Source organism: Lagierella sp. ICN-221743, assembly GCF_037890055.1.
Lineage (GTDB): Bacteria > Bacillota > Clostridia > Tissierellales > Peptoniphilaceae > Mediannikoviicoccus.
Window position 1 is genome coordinate 22,311 of the sequence record NZ_JBBKBD010000014.1, and the last position, 26,537, is coordinate 48,847.

The window sequence follows — 26,537 nt, forward strand, 5'->3', positions numbered from 1 at the left end:
CTCCTATGCTAAGAAATCTTCGTCATCATCGTCCATGGCATCAAAGTCATCTGCTGCATTAGACCTATTTCCTAGAGGTTGACCATCTCTTAGTTTTTGAATATTTCCAAGACCTACGGCAACGCCCTTATTGCCATTTACGTTGTAGGCATAAAAATTTAGTGATACCCTTGCATAAACTCCTGAGTAGACTTCACTTCTATCAAGAATTGGCTCTACGTTTCTATCTACAATTTGAGGTGCTGTCATAGAGTTGGCATTTAAGAAGTATGCATCTGCATATGCCTCATCATCTTTTTCTGTGTCACCATCTCTTAATGGAAGTTTGATAGCTTTCTTATTTGGTTTCTTTCCATTGAATTTAGAAAGCCCTTCATCAATAGCAGCATCTACTGCTTTTTCAATTTTCTCAATTGTCTTTTGGTCGCTCTTTGGGATAATGACAGATACTGAGTATCTTTCTTTACCGCCATTGATTGACTTTGGTTCCCATCCGTTAAAATATGATAATCTAACTTCACCTGTAATTACTTTTGTTTTATTTTGCATTATTAAATCCTCCAAATTCTTCTTTCACATTTTTAATTACAACTTCTTCTCTTTTATCATTAATGTTCACTAAGGTAAGTTTGCCTTTTGGTTTTTCTAATAAGTCGCTGATATTTTCATCAAAGACTTTCTTACCTAGTAACTTAGTCATAGCTGTAATGCCAAGTAACTTCTCTTCAAAGGGATTAAATCCCAGTTCTTTTACTTTTTTTACAACTTCATCTTCATCTCGGTATTTTCTATTAGACCTACCTTCGACAAGTTTTAGGTCTTTCCACCTGTGACCTTTAAGGGCTCTTTCTAAAGCGTAAGCCTTGATATCTTTGGTCCATTGTTCTAACTCATCTAGTTTTGGGAGAATCTCTTCAATTTCTTCGTCAGATAGTTCTGGTGGTAGGATAAATTCTTCTTGTGCCAGTTTTAGATTCTCTTCTGCTCTTTTCCTGCATTTATTCTTAGCTTTGCAGAAGATGCACCATTCTCCACAAGAGAATTCCCCCTCGCCTTTATATGCTTTCTCAGCAATCTCTCGTACGGTTTCTCCCCACTCATAAAGTTCTATCTTTTTAATTTCATAAGTTGAGATATTGCATCTTCTTGGTTGATAGATGTGAAGTATTACATTTTCGATATCATAAATTCCATCAAAGAGAATTAGAGCACCAAGCCCATATAACATTAGTTGAGTATTTTCCCTAGCATCTACTAAAACTCCCTGACCATACTTTAGATCTATTACATGAAGTTCTTTTCCTCCAACAACTACACAGTCAGCAGTTCCAAAGGACTCCTTAACATAGTCTGATAGGTCAAGTCTTTCTTCCACAAAGACGGCTGGGCTTTCGTACCTACTTATTACTTCTGTCACATATGAAGCATATCCCTCAGTTAGCTCATCCATTTCCTCATCATAAAAATCTAAATCCTCTGTCGGGTCTTTAGTATCTAAACCTAATAACTTCTTTAGTTTATATTCTGCTAAGGCATGAGCCGATGTGCCTTCAAGTGCATAAGGACTAACCTCATCTTCATATTTTTCAGAAAGCCTAACGCTTGGTGGACAGTGAATCCACCTATTAGAAGATGATGCTGATAGTATTGCGTGAGCACCCATTACAACTTCTCCACGTCTGCTACCAAGTCTTTATAGTTACTTGGTTCAATCTCAGATAACTTTTTAGCTCCATACTTTTCTAAGAGTTCTCTTATCTTAGCTGTATGGCCTAATCTTGATTTGTCGGCTAGTATCTTTCTAACATCTTCAATCTCATAGGTCTTTTCTTCTTGTTTTGCCTTCTCTTCTTTAGGTAGTTCCTCATCACTTTCTAGTGCTGTTAGAAGGACACCTATACTAGATGCAAGATTCTCTGCATCTTCTTTGATTTCCATTAGTAGCTTTATTCTTGGCACTTTTTTCTCCTTTCTCTGGTTGCATTAATTCCATAGCTATCTTCTTGGCAACAATTGAGATGGCTATTAAACTTTCTGCCATCTGTTCGTTTTTTACTAAGTCCACTTTGTTCCTCCTTTCATACTCCTTGGGACATTCATTAAATTTTTGAGTAAGATTTCTCCTCTCATACTCCTTAGGACATTTGCCTTCATTTTGAGTAAGTTGTATCTCCTCATACTTCTTAGGACATCCTGTTTGTATTTGAGTAAGACTTCTTCCCTCATATTCCTTAGGACATCTAGTAAGTTTTTGAGTAATTATTTTTTCCAGGGTCTTAATTTTTCTTGAATCTTTGGTAAATGCTTATTTTTGATGTTATTAACTGTTTTTTGGGATATTCCTACTACTTCTGCGACTTCTCTTTCTTTCATTTCGTAGAGAAAAAGTAGTTTTAGAACTTTTTTATCTCTTTCAGAAAATTCACTAATGACTTCTAAGAATGCTTCTTCTAGAAGTTTGTACATTACTATGTCCTCAGTATTTTTAACGCTAGTTACTTCAAAGTCGTATTCTTCTTCAGCAACATCAAGGGATAAGGGAAGACCATATTCTTTTGTTTCGACAAAGCCTGTTTCTAAACTTCCTGCTTGGACATAGTTTCCATTTTTCTCAGCCACTGTTTTAATTCTGTCTTTATCTTGTAGTCCTTCTAAATTCTTGTAGGCTCTTTGGATTCTCTTTTTTTCTCTCCAGATTGGTTTCATATATTCTTTGTAGACTTCTTCACTAACTTCGATTTCTTTGCCATTTATTTCTAAATATCTTTTCTTTGCCATCTTTTGCCTCCTTGCAAAATCTCTAGATCCGCAAGAAGGCCATCCGTAAAAACAAAAAAGACGGCAATAGAAAACCATGGTTTGGTTTTCCGACTGCCGTCTAGCGTTCTTGCGGATATCTTTTACTTATTTAAAATTTTAATTTCGCCTTTAACTACATAGGCTATGGTTGTACTTTTACCTCGCCTGATAGTTAGCTTTTTCTTGTCTTCACTAATATCACAGACTCTTTTTCCTTCTTTGTTTCTTATTTCTATAGGATCACCTCCTTAATATAAAAATAGCCAGATGAGTTTCCTTTTGAATACTCATCCGGCTATTTGATAGTTATATTTACTTCTTTGCTCGGTATGGTTTTTTCTTATTTTTGTTTGATATTTCCAGTGTTGAGATTTTCCCACAGTGTGGACATTTAGCTTGTATCTCTATTTTCTCTAAAGGAATTCTTGATACATCAAAAAATCTTTTTTTACAGACTGGACATGCCATTTGTTCCATAATACCTCCTTATCTTTCCTTGTTAGCTTCTTTGCTAATTTCTTTCTTAAAAAAATATAGCTACGCTATATTTTAAAAACTAAATTCGTTATATAGTTCTTTTGTTAATTCAAAGTCATTAGGTGCATAGCCTAATACTTTTAATCGAACTAATGCTGCTGTTTTTGATACTTGGAATTGCTCTGATACTTTCATGATGAAATCAAATAGATAAGTTTCATCCTTAATGTGCTTATCATAACCTAGATAGTATAAATACTTTCTAATCGCTTTTTTATTCATCAAGAGACAAGAAGCAAATGTGTTTGCCTGCCATTCTATTGTATCCATAAATCCCCAGCGTTTATTTTTCTTCTTATTAACATCGCCAGTTCGACAAGCTAATGAAGCAGGCTTTTCTTCTTCATTAAAAAAAGATAGTTGGTTTGGATCTCTATAGAATACACACGGATGGATTACTCCATGTCCACATTCATGAGCTAGGGTAAATCTTCTAAACCCTTTATCTCTTGGATTGTCTAATTGTTTATCTATTAGAATAGTATTAGCTCTATCTGTAAGATATTCTAGTTCCCATTGCCCAGTTTCAACATTTGGCATTAGACTTTTCATTGTTCGTATTACTTGGTCATCATTAAAGACCATCATTCCTGCATAGCATCCGTTATGAGATAAGTAGGCATACTCAACATTAAACCCTAAATCAAATTCTGCCAGTCCCTCAATATCTACTGCTTCAAAATTTTCAATTGCAGAAGGACAATATTTATTAAGAATATTCTCGGTCAGTGTTTCAATTTGATCTAAAGTGATAAATGGAGCGCCTGAACTTGATTTGTTGAAGTTATATTGATACATGCCTACCTCTCTTTTTCAATTTCTTCAATGAATTTTATCCACTCTTCTTCTTTAACATCTAAGTCTCTAGCCTTTCTCAAAGCTACGCTTAAGCCTTTAGTCTTTAAAATATACTCTGGCAAATCAGGTGCCACCGTATTTCTTTGCTTTCCAGCTAAATCCATCATAATGGATGATTCTTCTTCATCCAAGTTTAATATTTTAGCAATTTGGTTCAACCTATCTAAGTCAAAAGAATCTCTTTTTCCTTTCTCTACATCGCTTAGATACGGTGAGGAAATATTAAGCCTGTCCGCCATATCCTTTAAGGTGATTCTTAAATCCTTTCTCTTCTGAGAAATAAAATCCCCAAAAGTCAGTTCGTGATTGTTCATGATTACCTCCTATTACTTTATTAGCTAATCTGCTAACTTGTTTATATTTTACAACTTATTAATTGATGTGTCAAGTCCTAATATCTATTCTGTTCACTCTCCGTATAAATATCTATCCTGTCTACACACCCCTACGATTTTTACTATTAATATGTTCCCACAAAGTGTTTTTCAAATAGAAAAATGGCTTTTAAGATTTCTTCTAAAATCTTAAAAGCCATTGATTTCAACAGTTTTATAGCTTGTTATTCTATTTTCTTGACATCAATACTACAGTCTCCACATGTGTTGTCTGTTGAATAGGAATACAATTTATTAACCTCGTTGCTTGACTGAGAATACAATTTATCGCCATCATTTTCCTCAACAACCTTTGCATTTTTTCTTCTGCTCTTGAATAATCGTCCGTTTTGAGAATCCTTTTTCCCTGTCTTATATATGATAGTAATCATTGCAGGATCAATTTCACCTTCATCGTTAGTTCCCCCAATGATGATTTTATCTACTATACTTTCAAATACTGCCCTATCAAATTCCTCAAGGTATTTATTGGATTCAAGTAATTTTTTAAAACCCTCAAGCCTTTTCTTCAATGCTTTTTCATCAGTCAGTGTTACCTCTAAAGTCCTCTTTTCTTCGAGCAATTTTTCCTTGCTTATGGCTATTTCATTATATTCCTCTTGATATATCTCCATACTGATTGCTTCATTAAGTCTTAATTCTACAAGGTCTTTTTCTTTCTTCAGTATTTTATCAAGTTGATTGCTTATTTTCTTCAAGTCCTTTGCTAAGCTATTATCTTTTAGCTCTTCTTCCACAGTTTTCAAGAACTCATTTGTAATTTCTACATTATTGTGGCATACCTGACGATAGCTTTCCATAAATGCTTTTTCTATGGCTTCTTCTTCAATCCCTTTACTATGCGGACAATACTTCTTTCCGTTTTTAGTGGCATTGACACACTGCCATATAACTTTTGTATATTCTGAACTCGAATGCCAATTTCTTCTTGAAAGATTATGACCGCAAAATCCACATTCAAGCATACTGCTAAAAGCATATTTTCTTGAATACTTTTCTCTTTTACCACCATTATTGGCAACAGTATTTCTGTTTTTTGACCTTCTCAATCTAATACCTTGAGCTTTTTCAAAATCTTCTTCTGAAATGATTGGCTCGTGATGATTTTCTATATAAAACTTATCCTGTTCTCCATAATTGTCCAATCTTCTCTTTGAAATAGGATCAACCGTATAGGTCTTTCCCATCATAAGATCCCCTTTATATTTTTCGTTTTTTATGATTCCTAAAACAGTTGTTTCAGTCCATCTTTTATTTCCTCTTGGCGATAAATATCCTTGTTCTTCCAGTTCTCTGGAAATTACCATACCGCCAACACCTTCAATGTATCTTCTGAAAATATATCTTACAATCTCAGCTTCTTTTTCATTGATAGAAATGCTTTTAGTTTCCGGATCATAGTCATAGCCTAAACACCCTTGAAAGCCGACCATTTCTCCTCTTTCCATCTTCATTCTCAAACCTTTTTTGACATTGGCTGAAATGTTCTCTACTTCCTGTTGAGCAACTGAACTTAAAATTGTTAAAAGCAACTCTCCGTCCATTGTTAAGGTGTTTATGTTTTCCTCTTCAAAAAAGACCGCAACATTAAACTCTTTCAACTTTCTTACATACTTTAAGGTGTCTAATGTATTTCTTGCAAATCTTGATATAGACTTTGTAATTATCATATCTATATCGCCGTTCATACAGTCATTTATTAATCTTTGAAAGTCAATTCTTCGATCAACCTGTGTTCCTGTTATCGCCTCGTCAGCATATATTCCGGCAAGAGTCCACTCTTTATTTTTCTGTATAAATTCTGTGTAATGCTCTACCTGAGAATTATAGCTATTAATCTGATCTTCAGTATCCGTACTAACTCTGCAATAAGCTGCCACTCTCTTTATTGAGCGTTGAACACACCCTGATGCAGTTCTTTTCAGTGTGGTATCACCTTTAATAACTTTAACATCCTTTTTCACTGCACTGCCTCCTTTTTGTATCTTTCTATGCAGTCTTATTATACCACACTTGCAAAACATTATAAATATAATTCTGTTGAAATGTTGTACTTTTTCATCAGTTTTAATTTTATCTTCCTGTATTCAATATCATTTAGTAAATGTTTGGAAAGCAAAATAGATAGCATAGATAATTGGAGGCTATATTTTAGTAATTCGTTATTCATTCGAAACCCTCCTTGTTAAAATTCATTTTTAAGTTTTTTGACATTGGTAGGTGCTTGGCAGCAACATAGGAATCTCACCTCCGCCTCTTATTCCAGACGAGCCGGCTTAAACTATTGAAGTATCATTATCACTACTTGTTTCAACGAACAGATTGCCACATCTGTTTTTATGTATTCTTATTTATCGCTCGCTTTCTTGTTTCCTTGATTTATCAGTATTCATAAAACCAAAATTTCTTTCAGCAGAAAGGTCATGGCGTAAGTCATAATTCTCCACAAGTAGATAAAGTCCTACCTTGGTCTATTCAGTTGTCAAGGAACAAGTGCCTATTGGCTTTTAGAGAGATTTTCTTTTAAGCAATTCTTGAAAATAATTCTTCAATTAGATTAAGAGGACAGATCTCCCTTCACTTTATACAAGGAAAATCTGCCCTCATGCACAAGGCGATTACTTCATAAATTCTTCCAATAGCACACTTAGTTTTTTAAGAATGCTATTTTTTCGCCATTGTATAGCTTGATAGCTCACTTTCTTACCTCTCGCTATGCTTGATAGCGTTTCATCATTGAAATATAATCGCTCTATGATGTCCCTTTCCTCATCGTTTAGTTTTGATATAGCATTTCTGACTGCCTCAATCATCATCTGTGTTTCAACAATCTTTGCTACATCAACGCTTTCATCAGCGATGTTATCTACAAAATTCCCATCATGATCCAAAGAGGAAAAGAAAAGCAGGTGGTTTTTTCTGTCCACCTGCTCTAAATACTTCTCGTGTTCTTTTTCTCGCCAGTAGACTTTATAAATATCTTCACTGACTTTTACCTTTTGCCCTCTGACATAAAGGTAATACTCTTTTGCCATAAAGTTTCCTCCATTTCTTTTTTGTCTATTTGTTTTTCAGACAAAAAAGGAGGACTCCTGCACATAAGCATAAAAAGTCCTCGAAAACGGAAGAAACCTGTTCTTCCAAAATGTTTTAAATTTAATTGTTTATAATAATTACTGACATCAAAAAGGTCTATTATTATTTTCTATATAAATAACAGACCCTACATAACACATAGCAATTACCTCCACTATTTAATCAAATTTTCCTTACTCGAAAAATATATATTAGAGCATTCTTTTAAAAGATCCTCTATACAACAGTTAAAAACCCAAGATAATATGCCGAAAAAATCTGAGCTATAAATATTAGTAGTAATCCACTGTTTTTGATACTTCTTTCTTTGAAAATTGCATATCCTCCACATAAAATCCCTATAATACTAAAACACCATCCAGCAATAATAATAATCATAAGTTCATGAGCAAGAATTTCATATATTGAAAACCAATGAGCCATTCCTGTAATTCCAGAAATCCCAAGCATAGCTCCACAAATATATAGATATATATGATGTCGCATACATCTCTTCCACCTTTGTAGCGTTGAAATGATGCATATAATCAGTAATGTTAAAAATAATAATGTGGTTGATATATAAGTTCCCAAGCTGAACAAAAATGCTATTTTCCCTTGTGTGTTAGTGGCAGGGATATAATCATGAGCTAATCTAAAGCTCATAGAATGTACTTTGCCGTCATTTATATTAAAAGCAAGTATTTTTTCTTCAGGACTCGCATCCTTACAAAAGAAAATGTTAGAATCTATTTGTTCGTAATATTGCTTTTTATCTTCAAATGGCATGGTAAGACAAAGACGATTTCCATCTGTCACTCTAATGGAAATCATTTGCTTTTTCCCTTGTATTTTTCCAACATTTTTCAATGCAGAGCGGGCAGGAAGATAATCTCCGCTTAACATCTTGAGATCTAAATTTTCTTTTATCTTTTTTTCATCAGCTTCTGTATATGCAATTTTTTCCATAATCTCTGAGCAAAACTCCGTCTCCATTACATTTGTCAATATTAAAATTGCTCTCTCATTTTTCGGTTCTACCCATATTTGTGTTTTGAATCCGTATGTTCCACCTTCATGTCCATGCATTTCCGGATTATTCGCATATTGCCAGAAGCCGTGAGATAAACCTGAATTTGCACCATAGGAGCGATAGGTTTCTGTAAACATTTCTTTTTTAGTATGAGGATTATTAAACAATAGATTATCTTTATCATTATTTTTAGCCAGCTCTTGTGCATAATTCAACAAATCCCCAGCTGAGCCATTCATTCCACCAGCAGGGTACATTCTTAAATACATATTCGGTTCTTTGCGGAATCCCTTTTCAAAAAAAGAATAACCGACTGCCTTTCTTGCCAAAATCGTAGGATTATCATTTTGAAATGGACCTATCGATGTATTGTTCATATCTAAAGGTTTCAAAATGTGTTCATTTACATATTCTTTGTAATTTTGACCACTCACTCTTTCTACAATAAATGCAGCTAATGCAGCGCCCCAGTTAGAATATGCGCTTACCTTGCCCGGTGAAAATACCTGTTCGGGTTGATGTGAGGACAAGACTTCGGCTAATGTAAATTCCTTATCACTTTCAAAATAGCGAAGGTTAATAAGCTGCTCCTCGAAGCCCGCCGTATGATTCATGAGATGACGCATTGTAATAGGTGTATCATAGTGTAAATTTTTCAAAAAACCTTTTGGTAGATAGTTGCGAATATCCGCATCCAAATCAATTTTTCCTTCTTCATTTAATTGCATCACACCTACCCATATAAAGGTTTTTGATATTGATCCCCATTCAAAAACTGTGTTTTCAGGATCCATAGGTATATTTTTTTCTAAATCAGCGTATCCGTAGGCTTTTGAAAACACAATTTCTCCGTGTTCAGATACAATGACACATGCACCTGGAACGCTTTTACCTATATACGCATCCGCAACTTTATCAATAACAGTTTCGTAATGTTCAGTTTCTTCCGCAGCAAAAATAAAGGAACGCGGAAATAAAACGACAAAGGCAAAAGCAATGAAACAACTCAAAATGACGATTTTTTTCATGATATCTCACCAACATTAACCTTGTTTATTTCCTGTGCAAGCTTAGTAATGCGCTTGTATTCACTAATTAGCAATATAATGGCAATCAAAATTATAACGACATCATTCAAAGGCAACGCCAGCCATACTCCGAGAACATTTTCGTTCAGAAAACGAGGTAATATCAATACTAAAGGGATTACAAGCGCAAGTTGCCTTAGTATAACCATTACTCCTGCCTGCTTTGCTTTACCGATAGCCTGAAAATAAGTGACTGTCATTATGAGCATGCCATAAGTAGGAAATATGCAGTACATAAGCCTAAAATTAGATAATCCTGAACTTACAATAACTGAATCGGTAATAAATGCAGATAATATCTGCACTGAAAAAATTTCAATTATGGCAAAGAAAAATCCGGCAAGACAAGTAGAACCTATAATAAATACATTCGTAAGTTTTTTAACCCTTATATATTCTTTTGCTCCGAAATTTGTTCCGACAGCGGGCTGCATCCCTTGACTCATTCCCCATATCGGAACAAATGCAAGCTGCATAACTCTTTGAGCGGCTCCCATAAGAGCTATTTGCTTTTCTCCGCCAAAATGCACTGCCGTATTATATACAACTGTCATTTGAACCAACATCATAATTTGCATGAGCATAGCGCTCATTCCCACGGAAAAAATTTCAGGTAATAAATCTTTTGCAGGTTTTATCCCATGAAAACGAACCACCGGACTTTTTTTCAAGAAGTATATTAAGGTGACCAAAGCTTGACTGATTTGAGAAATCACAGTTGCGATTGCAACAGCTTGCGGTCCTCGAGATGGCATAAACAGAATGAATATAGGATCTAATATAATATTTAAAATAGCACCAGCCGCCATGATTCCCATTGCAATTCCCATGCGACCCTCTGCCCTTATTACCATATTTGCACCCTGCATAAAATTTACGAATATGGAGCCGAGATATACTGTTCTTAAATAAGAAACACCCATCTCCATCACTTCACCGCCGGCACCAGATAAGCGTAAAAATTCAGGAGCAAATATGATACCGATAATCATAACTACTGATGATAAAACGATTACCAAGAAAGTTAGATTTCCTATAATCTTATCCACGGTTTCTTTATCTTTTTTTCCGATTGCCCGAGAAAGTACAGAGCCCGAACCTATCCCAAGAAGAACAGCAATCGCATTATTGATTAATACAAACGGAGATGCCGCCGAAACTGCACTCATGGCATCGGTTCCCACCATTTGCCCGACATAAATTGAATCGACAAAGGCATATAATCCTACTATCAGTTGACCCAAAATTGCCGGCAAACTAAGATGAATCATCAATTTCCAAGGATTTTCCATAAGTAATTTATCACGAACATCCATTATAAAAACCCTCCTTGTCCTTTATTTTTGCGTTTTATCGATACTTATTCTGTATTCACAGCAAGCATCCATAAATTCCTCATCATGAGTGATTACCAAAATAGTTTTTTCTTTTTCTGCAGCTTTCTTTAGTTCCCTTGCAATCAAAAACATATTTTCGGCATCCAAGCCACTGGTCGGTTCGTCAAGTATCAAAATATCTTTACCTGACAACAACGCACAGCATACTGCAAGTCTTTGTTTTTGACCTCCCGACAAGGAAGCAGGATGAGAATCTTTATATTCGTATAAACACATATCCTTAAGCAATTTTTTTGCATTTTCTAAATTCTCTGCATCATATTTTGTTCCAAGCAAAAGTTCTTTTGAAATGCTTTCTGTAAAAAATTGTGTCCCTGTGTCATTTGAACAGTAATAGGTATGTTTGCAAAGTTCTCTGTACCCTGCCTTCTCACCATGAATATAAACATTACCTTCTGTTAATTTTTCAAGTCCGCTTAAAATTAAAGCTAAACTGGTTTTTCCCGCACCATTGTTGCCTGTGATTGCAGTAACACTTTTCTCATTAGCAAAAATATCCACATTTTTTAATATTTGTTTTTTATTTTTCTTGAGAGAGAGCCTTTCTCCTTGTATTGCAATATTGTCCGTTCGGGGTGGGGCAATCTGTTTTGTAAAAGGTTTATTTATAATACGGCGAAGTCCCTTTGAAATGCGTTCCAAGTCATTCATTGTACTAAATTCTAAAGAAGAATATTCATGCTGTATCTGTCCGTCTTTCATATATAAATACCTGTCGGCAAGTTCTTCTGTCCAACTGAGACGATGCTCGGCAATCAGCAATGTGTATCCTGCTTTCTTTAACTGCATAAGGATGTTTTTCATTTGAATGATGCCGTCTTTGTCCAGATTTGCAGTCGGCTCATCAAACACAAAAACCTCCGGATGCATTGCATATACAGAAGCTACTGCTGCTCGTTGTTTTTCACCACTTGAAAGCAAATCTAAGGAAATCTTTCCTATGTTTTCCAATCTCATCTTATGAATAGCATCCTTTGTTCTTTTTTGAATTTCAAACTTTGAGAAACCGTAATTTTCACATCCAAATGCTATTTCACCCTCAAGCTCTGATGAAAAGAATTGTCTTTGAGGATCTTGAAATATGCTGCCAACAATTTTACCGATATCATAGGACGGCATCATTTCAATATCTTTTCCTGCAATTCGTATACTGCCTTTTTTTGTTCCTTTGTAATATTTTGGAGCAAGACCGTTGATAAGTCTTGTAATGGTCGTTTTTCCACATCCTGATTTTCCTGTCAAAACCACACATTCACCGGCTTTTATCACTAAATTTATATTCGTCACACCATAATTGCTATCCGCATACTGAAAGGAAACATTCTGTAAGTCGATCATATTCTCATGCCTCCTATCCATAAATAACCCGATATCAAAGCGAACCATAAAATCATGGCAAATATATCCGTTATTTCAATCTTGCTCTCATAGTAGCTGCTTCTTTTCCCCGGTGATTCCCCACCTCTTGCAATAGCTGAAACGGAAAGCTGATCTGCTATCATCAAGATTCTGACGAGTAGGGGAATCAGCACATATTCACATGTCTTTGCAGGTGCTTGCAATATCTGTTTAAGACCTGTCAAATTTCTGTTTTTCATAGATAGATACACACTCCTTAACTCCGATTTCATGGTAGGGAAGAATCTAAATACTACAAGGACACCCAAAATAACGGATGTAGGAAGGTGAATGGAACTTAGGAATGCCGAAATTTTTCCAGGCGGTGTTGTAATCAAATCCCATGATACCAAGAAAGCAGGAGAAAGATTCCAAAGCATCAGCACATAAAACTCCGAAAAAATCAGCATATGAAGTCCGAAACGTTGTATGGCGTAGAGTAAAATTCCCAATAAGATATAGAATATGCCGTAATCAAATACGATTTTCCATTTCCCTTGTATACCTAAATATAAAAAAGTGGCAATTGTAAGGATGCAGCTGAAAACGACATCTTTTCCCATATAAATGGCTATTAGTACACAAATGAATCCCCATATTTTAGTTATGACAGCAAAAGAAATTTTTCTCATTATAGAAGTCCCGTTTTTTTGAAATGTTTTCCCATAATTTTTTTTCCTGCCAGACCACCCGCAAGCCCACATATCGCCGTAAAGATAATAATGAATATAATCCATCCGGGAGTCTTATAGTAGCTGATATATGAGTCTATATAGCTTTGATCCATGCCACCGCTTTTTGCAAAGCTGTAATAGGTTTCCCAAAAGAACCAAATCGGCAGTAAATTGACACCGTTATATAAAAGACTGGCAACAGTCCACGATGCTATAATTTGTTTTGAATTCCTTTCAGAACAATCTTTCCACAAGATTGCTTCGCATATCATACCAATTGCAACAAAGTACGGTAAAAGATACCAGTTCCCCATCAACAGATAAATCATACCGACGATACTCATATAAACAAGGCTGACAAAGTGCTTCCTTACCCGACACAAAAGCAGATAATAGACAGGTGCACATAAGAACATGGTAAAACCAACTGATAAAACCATACTGACAAAATGATTGGTCATGCATACCATATTTACAATAAACTGGATGAGAATGAGAAAGAGACTCAACAGAGCAGCCGCAATGACATCTTTAATTTCCCATTTTAATGCTTTATTTTTTTTCATTTATTTTCCTCCGTAAATATTACTTTTGAGCTTTGATGATAAAGGTCGGCATCGTGCGATACCTGCGTGCCATAAAAGGATTCCAATACTTTTCCTGTAACAGTGTCTCTGTTTCAATGTTCTTAAAACCTGTTTCTCTGCATGTTTCCAAATCCCATTCCGGGCGTTTTATATAACTTAAAGGGAGTTTTTTCAATTCGTCCATCATATCTGTATCATGATAATAATCCTGAAATTTGCCGTAGCGTTTTGTTAAAATGTTTTCATCTGACTGAAAGAGCTTTGCCTGTTCCTCTCCCCAAAAAGGGAAAAGCCAATTTGCATCTAAATTCAGCATACAACCGCCGGATTTCAAAATTCTGTACCACTGCGCATAAACTTTTTTCGGATTATTAAATAGCCAAAAGGCATGTCTTGAGACCACTGCATTAAAGGTATTATCGGGAAAATCCACTAACTCTGTGTCTTTAAGCATAAAAGTGATTTTATTTGAAAATCCTAACTCCTCAGATATTTTTTCAGCTTCCTTGAGCATTGCGACATTATTGTCTATTGCAATGACATCACACCCAATTTGTGCAAGAAGCAGCGAAATAAACCCGGTTCCACATCCGACATCTAAAATTTTGTTTTTTTGACAATCTCCAAGACACCGTTCTAACAAATCTCTCCATTCCAGACCTCTTTCTTCTATTTCTTGAAGAAGAAACATTTTCATTTTTCCGGCATCCCCGGACCATTTTTCCTCAGCCCTATTCATTTAACTTTCCCCTTTCCTATTTATGAAGCAAAAGTCGCATTTTTCACCGTTCATTCCCAGTGTCTGACTTCTTTCAAATACAAATCCCTTTATATTTCCGAATACGATATGATCACACAGACAGAATATCTCACAAAGCTCTGGGCATTCAAAAAAATTGCAGGTATCCGCCCAAAGGCACTTGAGCACATCGACACGGTAGTATTCCCCGTCATCCGACAGGATTCTGCTTTTCCATATTTCATCGCCCGACATCCCTTTTTTCATAAACAAGCGGAACAGCCTGAAAAACCCGGGGATATAAAAAAATGTTTTCAAAAGCTTATGTGCCTTTTGGGCAACATAAAATGAATACTCCTTTACCAATTCTTTTGCCTCATTTTTTGAAAGCCCTTTATCTATGAAACATCGGTATAGGGCTATATTTGAAATAATGCTTCTTTTTTGCCTTTTTTTCTGTTTTTCCGTCCATGATCCTTGATTGATTTCTTTGATGAGCTGCTTCATTTTTGTTTTATGTTCCGCATCTATTTTTTTTAATATCTGTGCATTTAACTTTCCGAAGTAAAATTTTTTGTATGTCATTCCAGGCCTCCTAATTTCCATCCAATTGCATTTCCCCGAATTTCAACAAATCGTCGATAAAGTCCTTCCTGCTGTATCAGCTCCTGATGTTTTCCTCTTTGCACAATTCGTCCATTTTCAAGAACAAGAATTTGATCTGCTTCTCGAACTGTATTCAACCTGTGAGCAATCATCAGAAGCGTTTTATTTTTTGTCAGCTCTGAAATAGCCTGCTGCAATTCCCGTTCGTTTTCAGGATCGACACTTGCCGTAGCCTCATCTAAAATGACAACAGGTGCATCTTTCAAAATCGCTCGTGCGATAGAGATTCGCTGCTTCTCACCGCCGGAAAGGGTTGCACCTCCTTCTCCAATCTTTGTTTGGTATCCATCCGGAAGTGCGGATATGAAATCATGGCAGCATGCTTTCTTTGCCGCGGACACTATTTCTTCTTTTGTTGACTGCGGTTTTCCAAAAAGAATGTTATTTTCAATGGTATCTTCAAAAAGGTAAACCCTTTGAAACACAATGGAAAAATTCTTAAGAAGGCTATCGCAAGTATAGTCTTTTACATTAACGCCACCTAAAAGAATCTCACCATCTTTTACGTCCCAAAAGCGTGCAATTAAACTGCAAAGGGTCGTCTTTCCTGAGCCTGATGGTCCTACAATGGCACAGCTCGTACCTTGAGGAACAGAAAAGCTTACATCGTGCAGAATTTCCTTTTCCTCATATGCAAAGGAAATGTTTGAAACGGTTATGTCGTATGCTTTCGGGATAAGGTCTGTTCCCTTTTCATCAAGAAGGGGAATATTGGATATTGTTTCCAATCTGTCTAAAGAAGCATCCACAACTCTTGCAACGGCAGCCGTACTTCCTGCAAGCTCCACAGTCGTATAAATCATAAAGCTTGCGACAATAAGGAGCAGGCACTTTTCAGGAGTTATTTCTCCGTTCATAAGCAGGTATGGTGCAACAACAAGGATTGCGAATCTGGCAAATTTGAATATCATTTGAAAGACGGCAGCTAAGCCGGAGAAAACTTTTTCTAAAGCGATGTTTGCCTCTGCGCTTTCATTGATTGCAGCGTCTACGGATTTGTCCGAACGGTCGGCAAGTCCGAATGCCTTTATCACGGACATCCCCTGTATATATTCTAAAATGCCTGTAACAAGTCCGGCCTGTGCAGCTTGCCTGCGCGGAGAATATTTCATACCAGCTTTTTGTGTTTTTGCGTACACACAAAGGGAAAGAAAAAGCCCTATGAACATCAAAACTCCAATTTTCCATTCATAAAACAAAAGCCATATCCCTATCACTGCAGCGTGGATAAATCCTCCGGCTACCGCTTCCATGACGGTAACTGCATTGGTTTCCAGATCTCCAAGTGTTGTAGTAACTGCCGCTGTAATATCTCCAAGGCGATGCTCATTAAAATATCCCATAGGTACGCGTTTTAATTTTTCGCCAAGCTCCATGCGCCATTTGGAACACATGGAAAAGCTTCCAAGGGTTCTTTTTACAGCGGAAAGATTCGTAAATAGAATGCGTCCTGAAATACTTAAAAGCATAATCCCCAAGGCTGCCCATATTGTTTTAATCGACATGAAGCCACTTGAAAGTGATAATAGTATTCCGTTCAAAACTGCAAGCACAGCCATAATGGGAAGCATCTCAAACACGGAATTGCACATATGAAAAATAAACGATAAAATCAATCTTTTTCTTTCCATTCCGGAAAAATCCAAAAGTCGTCTGAACATCTGAATCATGCTGATACCTCCTTCATATCAAGCGTGCTGATATGTGTATTCCAAAGTTCTCTGTAAAGAACACAATTTTGGGTAAGCTCCTCATGTTTTCCTTCCGCTTCTATATTTCCTGCATTCATGACGATAATCTTATCGGCTGATGTGATAGTAGATAATCGATGTGCAATGACAATCAGCGTTTTTCCCGCTACAAGCTCGCTGATGGAGTGCTGAATTATCGACTCATTTTCAGGGTCTGTAAAGGCGGTAGCTTCATCTAAAATAACTACGGGGCTGTCTTTTAATATGGCTCTTGCAATGGCAATGCGCTGCTTTTCTCCGCCGGAAAGATTGCTTCCGCTGTCTCCGACAACGGTATCGTAGCCATTGGGAAGTGATGTAATAAAATCATGGCATGCCGCTTTTTTTGCTGCATTTTCGATTTCGCTGTTTGTAGCATCCGGCTTACCGATTCGTATATTTTCTCGTATAGAAAGATGAAACAAATAATTATCCTGTGAAACATACGCAATATGTTCCATTATCTGCGAAAGCGGTATGTTCTGCACATCGACACCGCCTATTTTCACGGTTCCGCTTCCCGCATTCCAAAAAGACGCAATGAGTCTGGCGACAGTGGATTTGCCCGATCCCGACGGTCCGACCAAAGCCGTCATTTCATTTTCATTCGCTTCAAAGGAAATGCTGTGTAAAACCTCTGTATCCTTGTAAGAGAAAGAGACGTTGGAAAATTCTATTTTTTCTCCTTTAAGCTGTACTCGTTTTTCCGGGCGTTCCATTTCTTCCGTATCCAAAAGGCTTCCGATTTCTTTTACGGTGGCATCTACCATAGCAAGGCTGTCTGTATATCGCAATGCCTGAATAAGCGGAGCAATCAAGCCCAATGATAAAATAATGCAGGATATAAAACTGCCTGCGCTTATGCTTCCGCCTATATAAAACAAACTTCCGACAGGAAGAACTCCGATTAGACTTGAGGGTGCTATTGCAATACCTGCCGCATAGTACGGATTCGTCTTTTTGAACCATTCCGATTTAGAATTTTCATTCTCCTTTACCGCCTCTGCATATTTGCGATAAGAATCGCTACTTTGATTAAAAGCCTTAACCACTTCGATTCCGCCTATATATTCAACCGTAGCGGCATCCATAGCTTTTGCGGCTTTAATAACTCTGTCATAACGCTTCTCATAATCTTTCATCATTCCCATATAACAGAGCATCCCGACAGGAAAGGTTGCAAGAGCAATAAGTGCCAGCCTCCAATCAAGGAACATGAAATAAATCAACATTAAGACAGGAATCATAATATTTGCTGTTAATTCCGGTATCATGTGAGCAAGGGGTAACTCCAGTTTTTCAACCGTATCTACAAGCATCGTTTTGAATTTTCCTGACGGGGTATCCAAGACAAATCCCATGGGCACTCGTGACAACTTTTTCGTAAGTGCAGTACGAATATTTTTTAGTATAGTAAATGCGGCTTTGTGAGACCGCACCGTAGATACAGTTGATAGACCAAGCTGCAAAAGGTACCCCAAAAGAGCAATTACTGCCATCGGCATGATTGATTTCAAGCTGTAATCGCCGGCGCATATTTGAATAATAATGCGTGAAACTGCAATATACGGGACGATTCCAAACCCTGCACCAAGAACGGCAAAAACAACCGAACTTAAAAGCAAGCCTTTACATGATCCGGCAAACTCAAATAAGCGATGCAATGTGTTTTTGTTCTTCTTATTCTTCATTTCGATCTCCTTCTGCTAAAATATATTTTTCGATATTTTTCTTTTCTTCACCTCTCAAATCGGCAATTATTTTACCGCCTGACAAAAGCAAAACTCTGGAACATATTGTTTTTATAAATTCAATGTCGTGTGTAATAATGAGCAGGATTTTTTCCTGTTCAGAAAGTCTCTCTACCATCGTTCCTACTTCCCGCATGCTTTTTAAGTCAAGCCCACTGGTCGGTTCATCGAAAATAAGAATTTCTTTATCACAAAGCAAGCTGATTGCCACTGCCAACCTCTGTTTTTGTCCTCCTGAAAGTGAAAGGGGATGTCTGTTTTTTAATTCGGAAAGAGATAAGGCCGATAAAGTTTCGTCAATAACAGACTCATCTGTTGTTTTTGTTCCGAGTGTGCATTCTGTTTCCACACAATCCGTAAAAAGTTGATGTCCGACATCCTGCATCACCATGTAAGATTTTTTAATACGCGCTTTTGCAGACAAACTCCTGCCGTCTACAAAAATATTTCCCGATTTTTGTTTTATCAGTCCGCATATCGTGCGTGCCAGTGTCGTTTTTCCTGTTCCGTTTGCGCCGGTAATTGCGACGATCTCTCCACCATTTGCGGTAAAAGAGATGTTTTGCAAGATAATCTTTTCACCATATTTGACATGAATATCTTTCAGCTCTAAGGTGTGTTGGGAAAATTTTTTATCATTGGTATTTGTTTTGATTTCAGAAAGATTTCGACACCTGAGCCCCATATTTTGTATTTGTTCAAGCGGGAGCTCGCAAAAATCCTGTATACTCATATCCTTAAAAATCTGACCCTCCTGCATTAAGATGACCCTGTCTGCAACATCTGTTAAATACCACAAGCGATGTTCTGCAATGATAATCGTTTTCCCTTGTTGTTTTATTTTTTCTATCAGTTTTTTCAGTTCAAGCACGGAATGAAAATCCAGATTTGAGGACGGTTCATCCAATACAAAAATATCCGGATTCGTGGCATACACAGACGCAAATGCAATTTTTTGTTTTTCCCCTCCGGAAAGTTCAAAAATGCTGCATCCTTTTAATTTTTCTATATGCAAATCTTTAGTAATCCTTTCAAGCTGCTGTTTTAATTCTTTCATCTCCAGCATTCTGTTTTCCAGTCCGAAAACAATTTCACTATCTGTATCTGTGTTGAAAAATTGTGTTCTCGGATTTTGAAAAACCGTGCCGACACTATCGGAAAGAGTTGAAATTTCGGTCTCGGCAACATTCATTCCTTTTACAGTTACTTTGCCTGAAAGTTTTCCTTCAAAAAAATGAGGAATCAGCCCGTTTACCAATCTGGTAAGAGTCGTTTTTCCGCATCCTGATGCACCGCACAAGAGAACACATTGTCCTTTTGGAATATTTAAGTGTAATTCCCGTAAAGAAGCTTTTTCCATATCCTTGTAGGAAAAAGAAAGTTTTATAAATTCAATCAAGGGAATACACCTCCTCGTAAAAAATCAAAAAATATCATGCAAATAATCCCTATATAGATTGTTACAATCAGAGCATCATGGATTGAAAAACAAACTTTTTCCATACAGCTGCGCCTTCCGACATGATCTATTCCTCTTGTAATTGCGGCTTGTGTGATTTCATCAGAGATTTTAGAAGCAGATACCAGCATGGGTACATATACATACTCCATTATTTTGACCGGATGGCGTAAAAATCCTGTAAAAGAAGCGGTTATCCCTCGAAGAGCCATGGCGTCCTTAATATAGTTCCATTCCTCAGCCATTGTCGGAAAGTATCGCAATGTAACAGAAAGTGCAATAGTGAAACCTTTAGGCAAATGCAATCGACTGAATGCAGCTAAAAAAGCACTGACCTTTGTAGTTTGTATTAAAAATGTGCCGAGCATAAAACAAGGAATAAGTTTTCTTATATAGACATCAAACATATATATGATGCCTCCGATCGTAACAGGTAATTTTGATATAACAAAAAGCTGTACCATCAATAACACAATAAAGAGAATTCCGTATTTTGAAGCAGTACGGAACTCTTTCGCCTGTAAGAGCAATAATATAGGGATTGCTGTAAAAAGGCATTCTATAACGATACTTTCATTCAGAAACACGGAAATACTTGTTATTGATAAAATCAGCAGCTTTGTTCTGGGATCTAAAGCCATTTATATAATCCCCACTTTTTCAAAATGTTTTTTCAATAATTTTTTACCTATAAGGCCTCCGATTATGGCACAAATAATTGTCCCCAAAATCATTAAGGGGATAACCCACCAATTTATTCTAATAGCATTGATGATTCCTTCAAAAGAAGAAACATCTCCTTTTCTACGCATGAATTCATCAAACTGTGCAGGCATGATAGCCATGGGAATATAGGCTCCCATTGGAGACAGCGCAAACACGCAATAGGCAAGTAAATTTCTTCTGAATGATTTGAAATTTCCTGATTGGCAAATAAAGTCCGCAATAAATCCAAATACGATGAAAAATACCGACATCATCCAAAACATACCGGTAACAAATAACAAGATTCCGGCAAGTATACCAAGTATGGAAAGTGATCCGCGCTTCGGTATTTTAGCGGTGTATAACATAAAAACACTGCCCGCAAATAAAGCTACTATCATCGGCATAAACGGAAAAGTGACAGGTGTCATTTGTGCGATACCGCCTATAACAAATGCAATAACAAAATAAATAAGTGAAAAAACGCCTATGGAAATATAATCTCTTGTTAGTAATATATTTTCTCTATTTTTCATAATAATCTATATCCTTTCTAAATATAGTTGTTAGCCTTTGCTAACCTTGCGTGAAAATTTTACGCTTTATTTAAACCTTAAAAGTCCATCCCATCCCGAATTAAAAAAAACTGCAAGCTCTTTAACATATTTAATGGCTTGTTCTCTTGTCATATCATGCACAATCGTTTCAAAAACAGCTGTAAAATATGCACTGGTAATCATGTGATGTAAATCATGACTGACGTTTCCTGCCATTTTGCCTTTTTCTTTAAGAATAGCGTAATATTTTTCCGTACGGGATACTTCCAATTCTACAAGTTCATGAATATAATCTTCGTATTTTGTGCCTTCAGAACAGCAAATTACAAGCTTGAATTCTTCAAAATAATCATAAATATAATTCACAAAATGCAAAAGATATTTTGTAGACAGCTCTCTGCTTTCTAAAGTTTTATTTTCTGGAATTAAATCAAAATGTGCATCTTGTGCAGCTTTGAACTGTTCTATTAACCCATCAGCTACATCAGAAACAATAGCTTCAAATAAGGCCGCTTTATTAGGATAGTAACCATAAAAAGCACCTTTCGTAAATCCTGCTTCCTCGACAATTATTCTAAGTGAAGCATCCTTAAATCCTTTTTTTAAAAATTCTTTCTTGCCGACTGCCAATATTTTCTTTTGAGTCTCAGAAATAGTCATTTAAACACCTCCATCAACAATATACCATCGGTATATACTATCAGTATATACCGATGGTATATTGTTGTCAATAGTTTTTTTACATTCATAATAATATTCACATTTTTTCAATTTCCTGTTTGAAATTTACTCTAAAAATTAAATCATACGAGAACAAATTAAACTTATAATGCTAATGTTATCTTTAATCCAGAACTTTTTGAGCCTTAAAACAAAGAAATGTTTATTATGAATGTAAACTATTGCAAAATAATAAAGAATTACAAAAGTCCTTCGATTGGAATTATTCACCATATAAATCAACAAATCTGCGTTCTTCTATGGAGAGAAATATTTTAAAATTAATACAAAACCTATGATATAAATACAGCTAAAGGAATTGATTTATGGTATAATACAAATGTAATACTTAATAAAAGCTTAACGCTTGCTACCCTAATCATTCTTTTGTAGCAAGCACAGTAAGTGTACGGACACTTACGGAAAATTGACGAAGCAGCCCTTGGGGATCTGCTTCTTTTTTTATCAATTTTTAGCTTGTTAGGGAGAACCCTAAGACCCCGAAATACACTAAAAGGAGGAACTAACTATGGCAAATAGAATAAGAAACGAAAGACTTGAAATTAAACTAACTGAAGAAGAAAAGGCTCTTTTTGAAGAGAAAAGAAAACTTTCAAAGTGTAGAAACATGAGCCATTTCATCCGCAAATGCGTTTTGGAAAAGGAAATTTATCAAGTAGATTTAGAGCCTTTCAGAGATTTACAAGGCTTACTTTCTAATGCAACAAACAACATCAATCAGATTGCAAAGCGAGTAAATTCGACAGGTGTAATCTACAAAGAGGACGTCAGTAATATAAAAAAAGAGATTGAACATTTCTCAAAAGAGCTGTGGCAAATTCATTCACTACTTCTGAAAAGAACATCTGAAACGGAAGGTGAATAATAATGGCTATTACAAAAATACACCCAATAAAATCGACTCTTAATCTTGCTATCGACTACATTGTAAATGGAGATAAAACAGACGAGCAGCTTTTAGTAAGCACTCATAAATGCCACGAATCAACTGCTCACACTCAGTTTTTAAGGACACGAAATGACGCAGGAACAAAAGGAACCGTTCTTGCAAGACATCTCATTCAATCATTTTTACCGGGAGAAACAAGCCCTGAATTAGCTCACCAGATTGGTATGGAGCTGTGTAAAAAGATACTCAAAGATGAGTACGAATTTGTCTTATCTACTCACGTAGATAAGGGGCATATCCACAATCACATCATCTTCAATAATGTAAATATGGTAACAGGTAGGTGCTACCAGTCTAACAAGAAAAGCTACCACCAAATCCGTTATCAGAGTGATAAACTCTGCAAAGAAAATAGCCTATCTGTCATTGACGAGTTTTACGAAAGCTATAAGAAAAAATATAAGATTAACGGTAAATCTTGGTATGAAAACGAACAGGCAAAGCATGGCACTTCTTGGAAAAGTAGACTTCAATTTGACATTGACAGAATGATAAAACAGTCTAAGGACTGGGACGAATTTTTAAAGAAGATGGCTGATCTTGGCTATGAAATCAAATACGGTAAGCACATTGCTTTTAAGCCAAAAGATAAAGCGAGATTTACAAGGGCTAAAACAATTGGAGAAGATTATACCGAAGAAAGATTAAAAGAACGAATTGCAGAAAGAGAGTATATCCAGACTCCTGCCGTCAAAAAACGCATCGGTAATGTTATTGACATGAACACCAATGCAAAGGTAAAGGAAAGCAAAGGCTACGAATATTGGGCAACCAAACATAACCTTCATACAATGGCTGACTCTGTTATTTATATCAGAGAACATGGCATTAAATCCGTTAAACAGCTTGACGAGTATATTCAAACAGCAGCTGATAAAAGGCAAAATATACAAGAGAAAATCAAGGCTATTGATAAAGAAATGCAGGAACTTTCTGGCACTATGGAACAAATTCATACAGTAAAAAAATACAGGCAATACTACAAAGAATATAAGGCTAATCCGTCTGATAAGGCATTTTTTGAAGAGTACAAAGCTCAGATTACCCTATATGAAAATGCTCTCTCAGAGCTTAAAAAATCCTATTCCAAGCTCCCAAATTCAAAGGATATTTTAGCTGAGCTTGATAAATTACAAGAAAAGAAGAATACCCTTATGCAGAAGTATTCTTCCTCAAAATCGACTATGGACGAGCTTTACAAGATACGAAAAAATTATGGAATTTATATGGGTAAGGAGATGGAGAGATAGAGCTTCATCTCCTTTTTTCGCAAATAAAAAAAAAGAGTCGGTGCAGTCCCAAGACCACACCGACCATAAGTTTATCTCTCAGCTTCTTTTGATGTTTCTTTCTTTTCTTTAGGCTTTTCCTTATTTTCAGCCTGATATTTTTTGATAGCTCCAAGCACAGACTCTTTCTTTTCATCTCGACCTTTCATCTGTTCTTTTGCCTTTAAGAGCTTTGAAGAAAGTATCCTGATGTTAGTATGTTCCTTGCCGTTATCGTCAACGGAAGTTCTAATCTGTCCAAAGAGTTTTACAAAATCTCCCTGCTTAAAGTCTTTTGGAATATCACCCTTTTCTCCATAAGCGGAGCAATTGTGATATACCTTATTTCCATCATCATCTTTAGAAACAACAGAGAAATTTGCCACCTTAAAGGCTTCTCCGTTCTTATTTTCCCTTTCAACTACATCGATCTTTCCTACAATATTTCCAACGATATTGACAAGATTATCTTTCTCCTCTTGAACATAAGGAAGATCTTTAATCTGCCCCTGTTCTCTTAAATCTTCAATCATGTAATCAAATTCCTCATGCAGTAAATTAAGGCTGTCATTGTCCATATAAGCCTCATAGAGCTTATCCAAAGCACTTTCATCGTTGATACCTTTTTCCATGCTGATAACCGCCTTAACAAAGTCCTTGTGATTATCATTTACCATATCTTCTATCTGATTTCTCATTGTTTTGTAATCCATGTTTTATCTCCTTTCATGGCAAAAGGGAGGTTTCCCTCCCTTATCGTACATATTCCTGTTCTTTTGCAGTTTGTTTTTCTTCTGTTTTACTTTCTTCCTGATAGGCTCTAATTTGTCCTAAAATAGACGGCTTATCCTCTGTTTTCTGTGTTGCTTCCTCTTTGGTATGCAAATTATCTTCAACATCATAGGTTGACTCAAAATAATCGCTGTCCTTAAAGTCATTGTCATATCTGTCAGCAATTCCATCATTATCAAGGTCTTTAGAAAGTGGATCATAGAAGTTACCTTCATCATCAATTTCAAGTCCCATTGCTTGCTTTAATTCTTCTTCATTTACCGAAACAAAGGTAGTAAACTCTCCATTTTCCATTTCAAATTTTATGACATCAAGTGCCTTTTCAACACTTCCATTTTCCTTTACATAATCATAATGACTTACTACAACATCATTTACATATTGAGTTGCTGTATAATTCTCAAGGTCTAACTCAAACTGTATACCATGTCTTTCATCCGGTGTATCAGTATAAGCAATTCCTATGTGCTTTAAATCAGGATATAGAGCGTCAAACTCATCATAACTATTATTTTCTTCATACTCTCTGTTGCAGAAGTCAATGATGGCTCGTTTTACATCTTCTACAAGGGGATTATCATTTCTCTTTTCTTCCACTTCTCCCATATCAAGGAGCTTATTCAGTTCTGCCAAGCGAAGCACCTTATTCTTTAGTTCATCAGCTTTTTCAAAAGGCTTTTGTAATTCCTCTTTGGCATTTTCAAGCTGTTCTTTTGTGCTGAAGATCTTTTCTTCAAGCCTCTTTAATTTCTCAGGCATTTTCTCAAGAGCATTATCAAGCCTTGTTATATTACCGTCCGCACTCGTTCCAAGCTCTCCTGAATGCTTTGCAGCACCGTTTAAGCTGAAGTTATGCTCATTGGTGAAGAAGTTGTAACTTACTTCTAAATCCATGTTTCTATACTTACCGATAACCTTGCTTTCATTGATTTTCACTTTAGAAATAGCTTCAAGCAACTTTTCTCCGGCTAATTTCTTATCGGTAATCTTTTCTCCTGCAATGGTAATGGAAGTAAACTTTTCCTCGCCTTCCGCTTTAAGCTCTACATCGGATATATCTTTCTTAACAGCTTCTATGAGCTTTTCCGTTCTTGCGATTTCTTCAGGATAATTTTTCGCCACCTTATCCTCTAATCTGTAACGGTTAGACTTATAGTTTGCTTCAAGCATTTTAAGTTTTGTAACCTCATTATCCAAGTCCATCTTCTCTTTAATCTTCGGATCACCTGTGGCAAGAGCTTTAATCTCTGCATAGTTTAATGAACTTTCGTCCATATCTTCCGCCACACGAACAGGAGTCTTTGAAGTCATAATCTGAGAAATGAACTTCTGCTTATTC

The 26,537-nt window shown here is 36.2% G+C and carries 27 protein-coding genes and 1 pseudogene; 2 read left to right on the top strand and 26 right to left on the bottom strand.

What is annotated here, in order from left to right; all coding sequences use genetic code 11:
* Positions 1-3 precede the first annotated feature (3 nt).
* The 24 genes from WKS98_RS07070 to WKS98_RS07185 form a co-directional block, all read right to left on the bottom strand.
* Positions 4-549 (bottom strand): DUF2815 family protein, encoded by a 546-nt coding sequence (locus tag WKS98_RS07070; RefSeq protein ID WP_044565544.1) that lies wholly within the window; start codon positions 547-549, stop codon positions 4-6.
* Entirely contained in the window at positions 539-1,663 is a 1,125-nt protein-coding gene (locus WKS98_RS07075; protein ID WP_498918113.1) for a DUF2800 domain-containing protein, read from the bottom strand. The genes WKS98_RS07070 and WKS98_RS07075 overlap by 11 nt, the downstream gene beginning before the upstream one ends.
* Positions 1,663-1,959 (bottom strand): hypothetical protein, encoded by a 297-nt coding sequence (locus tag WKS98_RS07080; protein WP_035109048.1) that lies wholly within the window; start codon positions 1,957-1,959, stop codon positions 1,663-1,665. The genes WKS98_RS07075 and WKS98_RS07080 overlap by 1 nt, the downstream gene beginning before the upstream one ends.
* Positions 1,901-2,065, bottom strand: a complete 165-nt coding sequence (locus WKS98_RS07085; protein WP_002834906.1) for a hypothetical protein — start codon at positions 2,063-2,065, stop codon at positions 1,901-1,903. The genes WKS98_RS07080 and WKS98_RS07085 overlap by 59 nt, the downstream gene beginning before the upstream one ends.
* A gap of 194 nt (positions 2,066-2,259) precedes the next feature.
* On the bottom strand, positions 2,260-2,778 hold the full coding sequence (locus WKS98_RS07090) for a sigma-70 family RNA polymerase sigma factor (protein WP_498918116.1): 519 nt from the start codon (positions 2,776-2,778) through the stop codon (positions 2,260-2,262).
* Positions 2,779-3,111: 333 nt separating this feature from the next.
* A complete protein-coding gene (locus WKS98_RS07095) occupies positions 3,112-3,276 on the bottom strand; it encodes a hypothetical protein (protein ID WP_176269516.1) in 165 nt (54 codons plus the stop codon).
* A 72-nt stretch (positions 3,277-3,348) separates the two neighbouring features.
* Entirely contained in the window at positions 3,349-4,134 is a 786-nt protein-coding gene (locus WKS98_RS07100) for an ImmA/IrrE family metallo-endopeptidase (RefSeq protein ID WP_498918118.1), read from the bottom strand.
* Between the two features lie 2 nt (positions 4,135-4,136).
* The gene (locus tag WKS98_RS07105; RefSeq protein ID WP_002834913.1) at positions 4,137-4,508 is read right to left on the bottom strand and encodes a helix-turn-helix domain-containing protein; all 372 of its coding nucleotides are present in this window, start codon (positions 4,506-4,508) and stop codon (positions 4,137-4,139) included.
* 245 nt (positions 4,509-4,753) lie between these two features.
* The gene (locus WKS98_RS07110) at positions 4,754-6,553 is read right to left on the bottom strand and encodes a recombinase family protein (protein WP_498918120.1); all 1,800 of its coding nucleotides are present in this window, start codon (positions 6,551-6,553) and stop codon (positions 4,754-4,756) included.
* 59 nt (positions 6,554-6,612) lie between these two features.
* On the bottom strand, positions 6,613-6,759 hold the full coding sequence (locus WKS98_RS07115; protein ID WP_001058404.1) for a hypothetical protein: 147 nt from the start codon (positions 6,757-6,759) through the stop codon (positions 6,613-6,615).
* A 448-nt stretch (positions 6,760-7,207) separates the two neighbouring features.
* Entirely contained in the window at positions 7,208-7,624 is a 417-nt protein-coding gene (locus tag WKS98_RS07120) for a sigma factor-like helix-turn-helix DNA-binding protein (protein WP_001051308.1), read from the bottom strand.
* Between the two features lie 277 nt (positions 7,625-7,901).
* Positions 7,902-9,725: a serine hydrolase domain-containing protein gene (locus WKS98_RS07125; protein WP_017646122.1), complete on the bottom strand. Its 1,824-nt coding sequence runs from the start codon at positions 9,723-9,725 to the stop codon at positions 7,902-7,904.
* Complete coding sequence (locus WKS98_RS07130) at positions 9,722-11,101, bottom strand: MATE family efflux transporter (RefSeq protein ID WP_498918123.1); 1,380 nt, start codon at positions 11,099-11,101, stop codon at positions 9,722-9,724. Before WKS98_RS07130 ends, WKS98_RS07125 begins: the two co-directional genes overlap by 4 nt.
* Positions 11,102-11,122: 21 nt before the next feature.
* Complete coding sequence (locus WKS98_RS07135; protein WP_498918125.1) at positions 11,123-12,568, bottom strand: ABC transporter ATP-binding protein; 1,446 nt, start codon at positions 12,566-12,568, stop codon at positions 11,123-11,125.
* Positions 12,517-13,212 (bottom strand): energy-coupling factor transporter transmembrane component T family protein, encoded by a 696-nt coding sequence (locus tag WKS98_RS07140; protein ID WP_001226868.1) that lies wholly within the window; start codon positions 13,210-13,212, stop codon positions 12,517-12,519. The genes WKS98_RS07135 and WKS98_RS07140 overlap by 52 nt, the downstream gene beginning before the upstream one ends.
* The gene (locus WKS98_RS07145; protein ID WP_498918127.1) at positions 13,212-13,820 is read right to left on the bottom strand and encodes an MptD family putative ECF transporter S component; all 609 of its coding nucleotides are present in this window, start codon (positions 13,818-13,820) and stop codon (positions 13,212-13,214) included. The genes WKS98_RS07140 and WKS98_RS07145 overlap by 1 nt, the downstream gene beginning before the upstream one ends.
* 19 nt (positions 13,821-13,839) lie before the next feature.
* Positions 13,840-14,580 (bottom strand): class I SAM-dependent methyltransferase, encoded by a 741-nt coding sequence (locus tag WKS98_RS07150; RefSeq protein ID WP_498918129.1) that lies wholly within the window; start codon positions 14,578-14,580, stop codon positions 13,840-13,842.
* Entirely contained in the window at positions 14,581-15,165 is a 585-nt protein-coding gene (locus WKS98_RS07155) for an L-2-amino-thiazoline-4-carboxylic acid hydrolase (RefSeq protein ID WP_009346326.1), read from the bottom strand. It lies immediately after the preceding gene.
* Positions 15,162-16,916 carry an ABC transporter ATP-binding protein gene (locus tag WKS98_RS07160; RefSeq protein WP_009346315.1) on the bottom strand — a complete coding sequence of 585 codons (1,755 nt, stop codon included), beginning with the start codon at positions 16,914-16,916 and terminating at the stop codon, positions 15,162-15,164. Before WKS98_RS07160 ends, WKS98_RS07155 begins: the two co-directional genes overlap by 4 nt.
* Positions 16,913-18,667 carry an ABC transporter ATP-binding protein gene (locus WKS98_RS07165; protein ID WP_000791333.1) on the bottom strand — a complete coding sequence of 585 codons (1,755 nt, stop codon included), beginning with the start codon at positions 18,665-18,667 and terminating at the stop codon, positions 16,913-16,915. Before WKS98_RS07165 ends, WKS98_RS07160 begins: the two co-directional genes overlap by 4 nt.
* Positions 18,657-20,126, bottom strand: a complete 1,470-nt coding sequence (locus WKS98_RS07170; RefSeq protein WP_000569061.1) for an ABC transporter ATP-binding protein — start codon at positions 20,124-20,126, stop codon at positions 18,657-18,659. The genes WKS98_RS07165 and WKS98_RS07170 overlap by 11 nt, the downstream gene beginning before the upstream one ends.
* Entirely contained in the window at positions 20,123-20,827 is a 705-nt protein-coding gene (locus tag WKS98_RS07175) for an energy-coupling factor transporter transmembrane component T (RefSeq protein WP_001162459.1), read from the bottom strand. The genes WKS98_RS07170 and WKS98_RS07175 overlap by 4 nt, the downstream gene beginning before the upstream one ends.
* Positions 20,828-21,427 (bottom strand): MptD family putative ECF transporter S component, encoded by a 600-nt coding sequence (locus tag WKS98_RS07180; RefSeq protein WP_000797113.1) that lies wholly within the window; start codon positions 21,425-21,427, stop codon positions 20,828-20,830. It lies immediately after the preceding gene.
* A 66-nt stretch (positions 21,428-21,493) separates the two neighbouring features.
* On the bottom strand, positions 21,494-22,108 hold the full coding sequence (locus WKS98_RS07185) for a TetR/AcrR family transcriptional regulator (protein ID WP_000155678.1): 615 nt from the start codon (positions 22,106-22,108) through the stop codon (positions 21,494-21,496).
* A 589-nt stretch (positions 22,109-22,697) separates the two neighbouring features.
* Here WKS98_RS07185 and WKS98_RS07190 point away from each other — a divergent pair.
* Both WKS98_RS07190 and WKS98_RS07195 read left to right on the top strand, forming a co-directional pair.
* A complete protein-coding gene (locus tag WKS98_RS07190; protein WP_498918130.1) occupies positions 22,698-23,054 on the top strand; it encodes a plasmid mobilization protein in 357 nt (118 codons plus the stop codon).
* 2 nt (positions 23,055-23,056) lie between these two features.
* The gene (locus tag WKS98_RS07195) at positions 23,057-24,388 is read left to right on the top strand and encodes a relaxase/mobilization nuclease domain-containing protein (protein ID WP_498918131.1); all 1,332 of its coding nucleotides are present in this window, start codon (positions 23,057-23,059) and stop codon (positions 24,386-24,388) included.
* 71 nt (positions 24,389-24,459) lie between these two features.
* Here WKS98_RS07195 and WKS98_RS07200 read toward each other — a convergent pair whose 3' ends face one another.
* Together WKS98_RS07200 and WKS98_RS07205 are read right to left on the bottom strand one after the other, a co-directional pair.
* Positions 24,460-25,119: a DNA-binding protein gene (locus WKS98_RS07200; protein ID WP_498918133.1), complete on the bottom strand. Its 660-nt coding sequence runs from the start codon at positions 25,117-25,119 to the stop codon at positions 24,460-24,462.
* A 40-nt stretch (positions 25,120-25,159) separates the two neighbouring features.
* Positions 25,160-26,537, bottom strand: a pseudogene (locus WKS98_RS07205) (helicase-related protein); the annotation flags it as partial.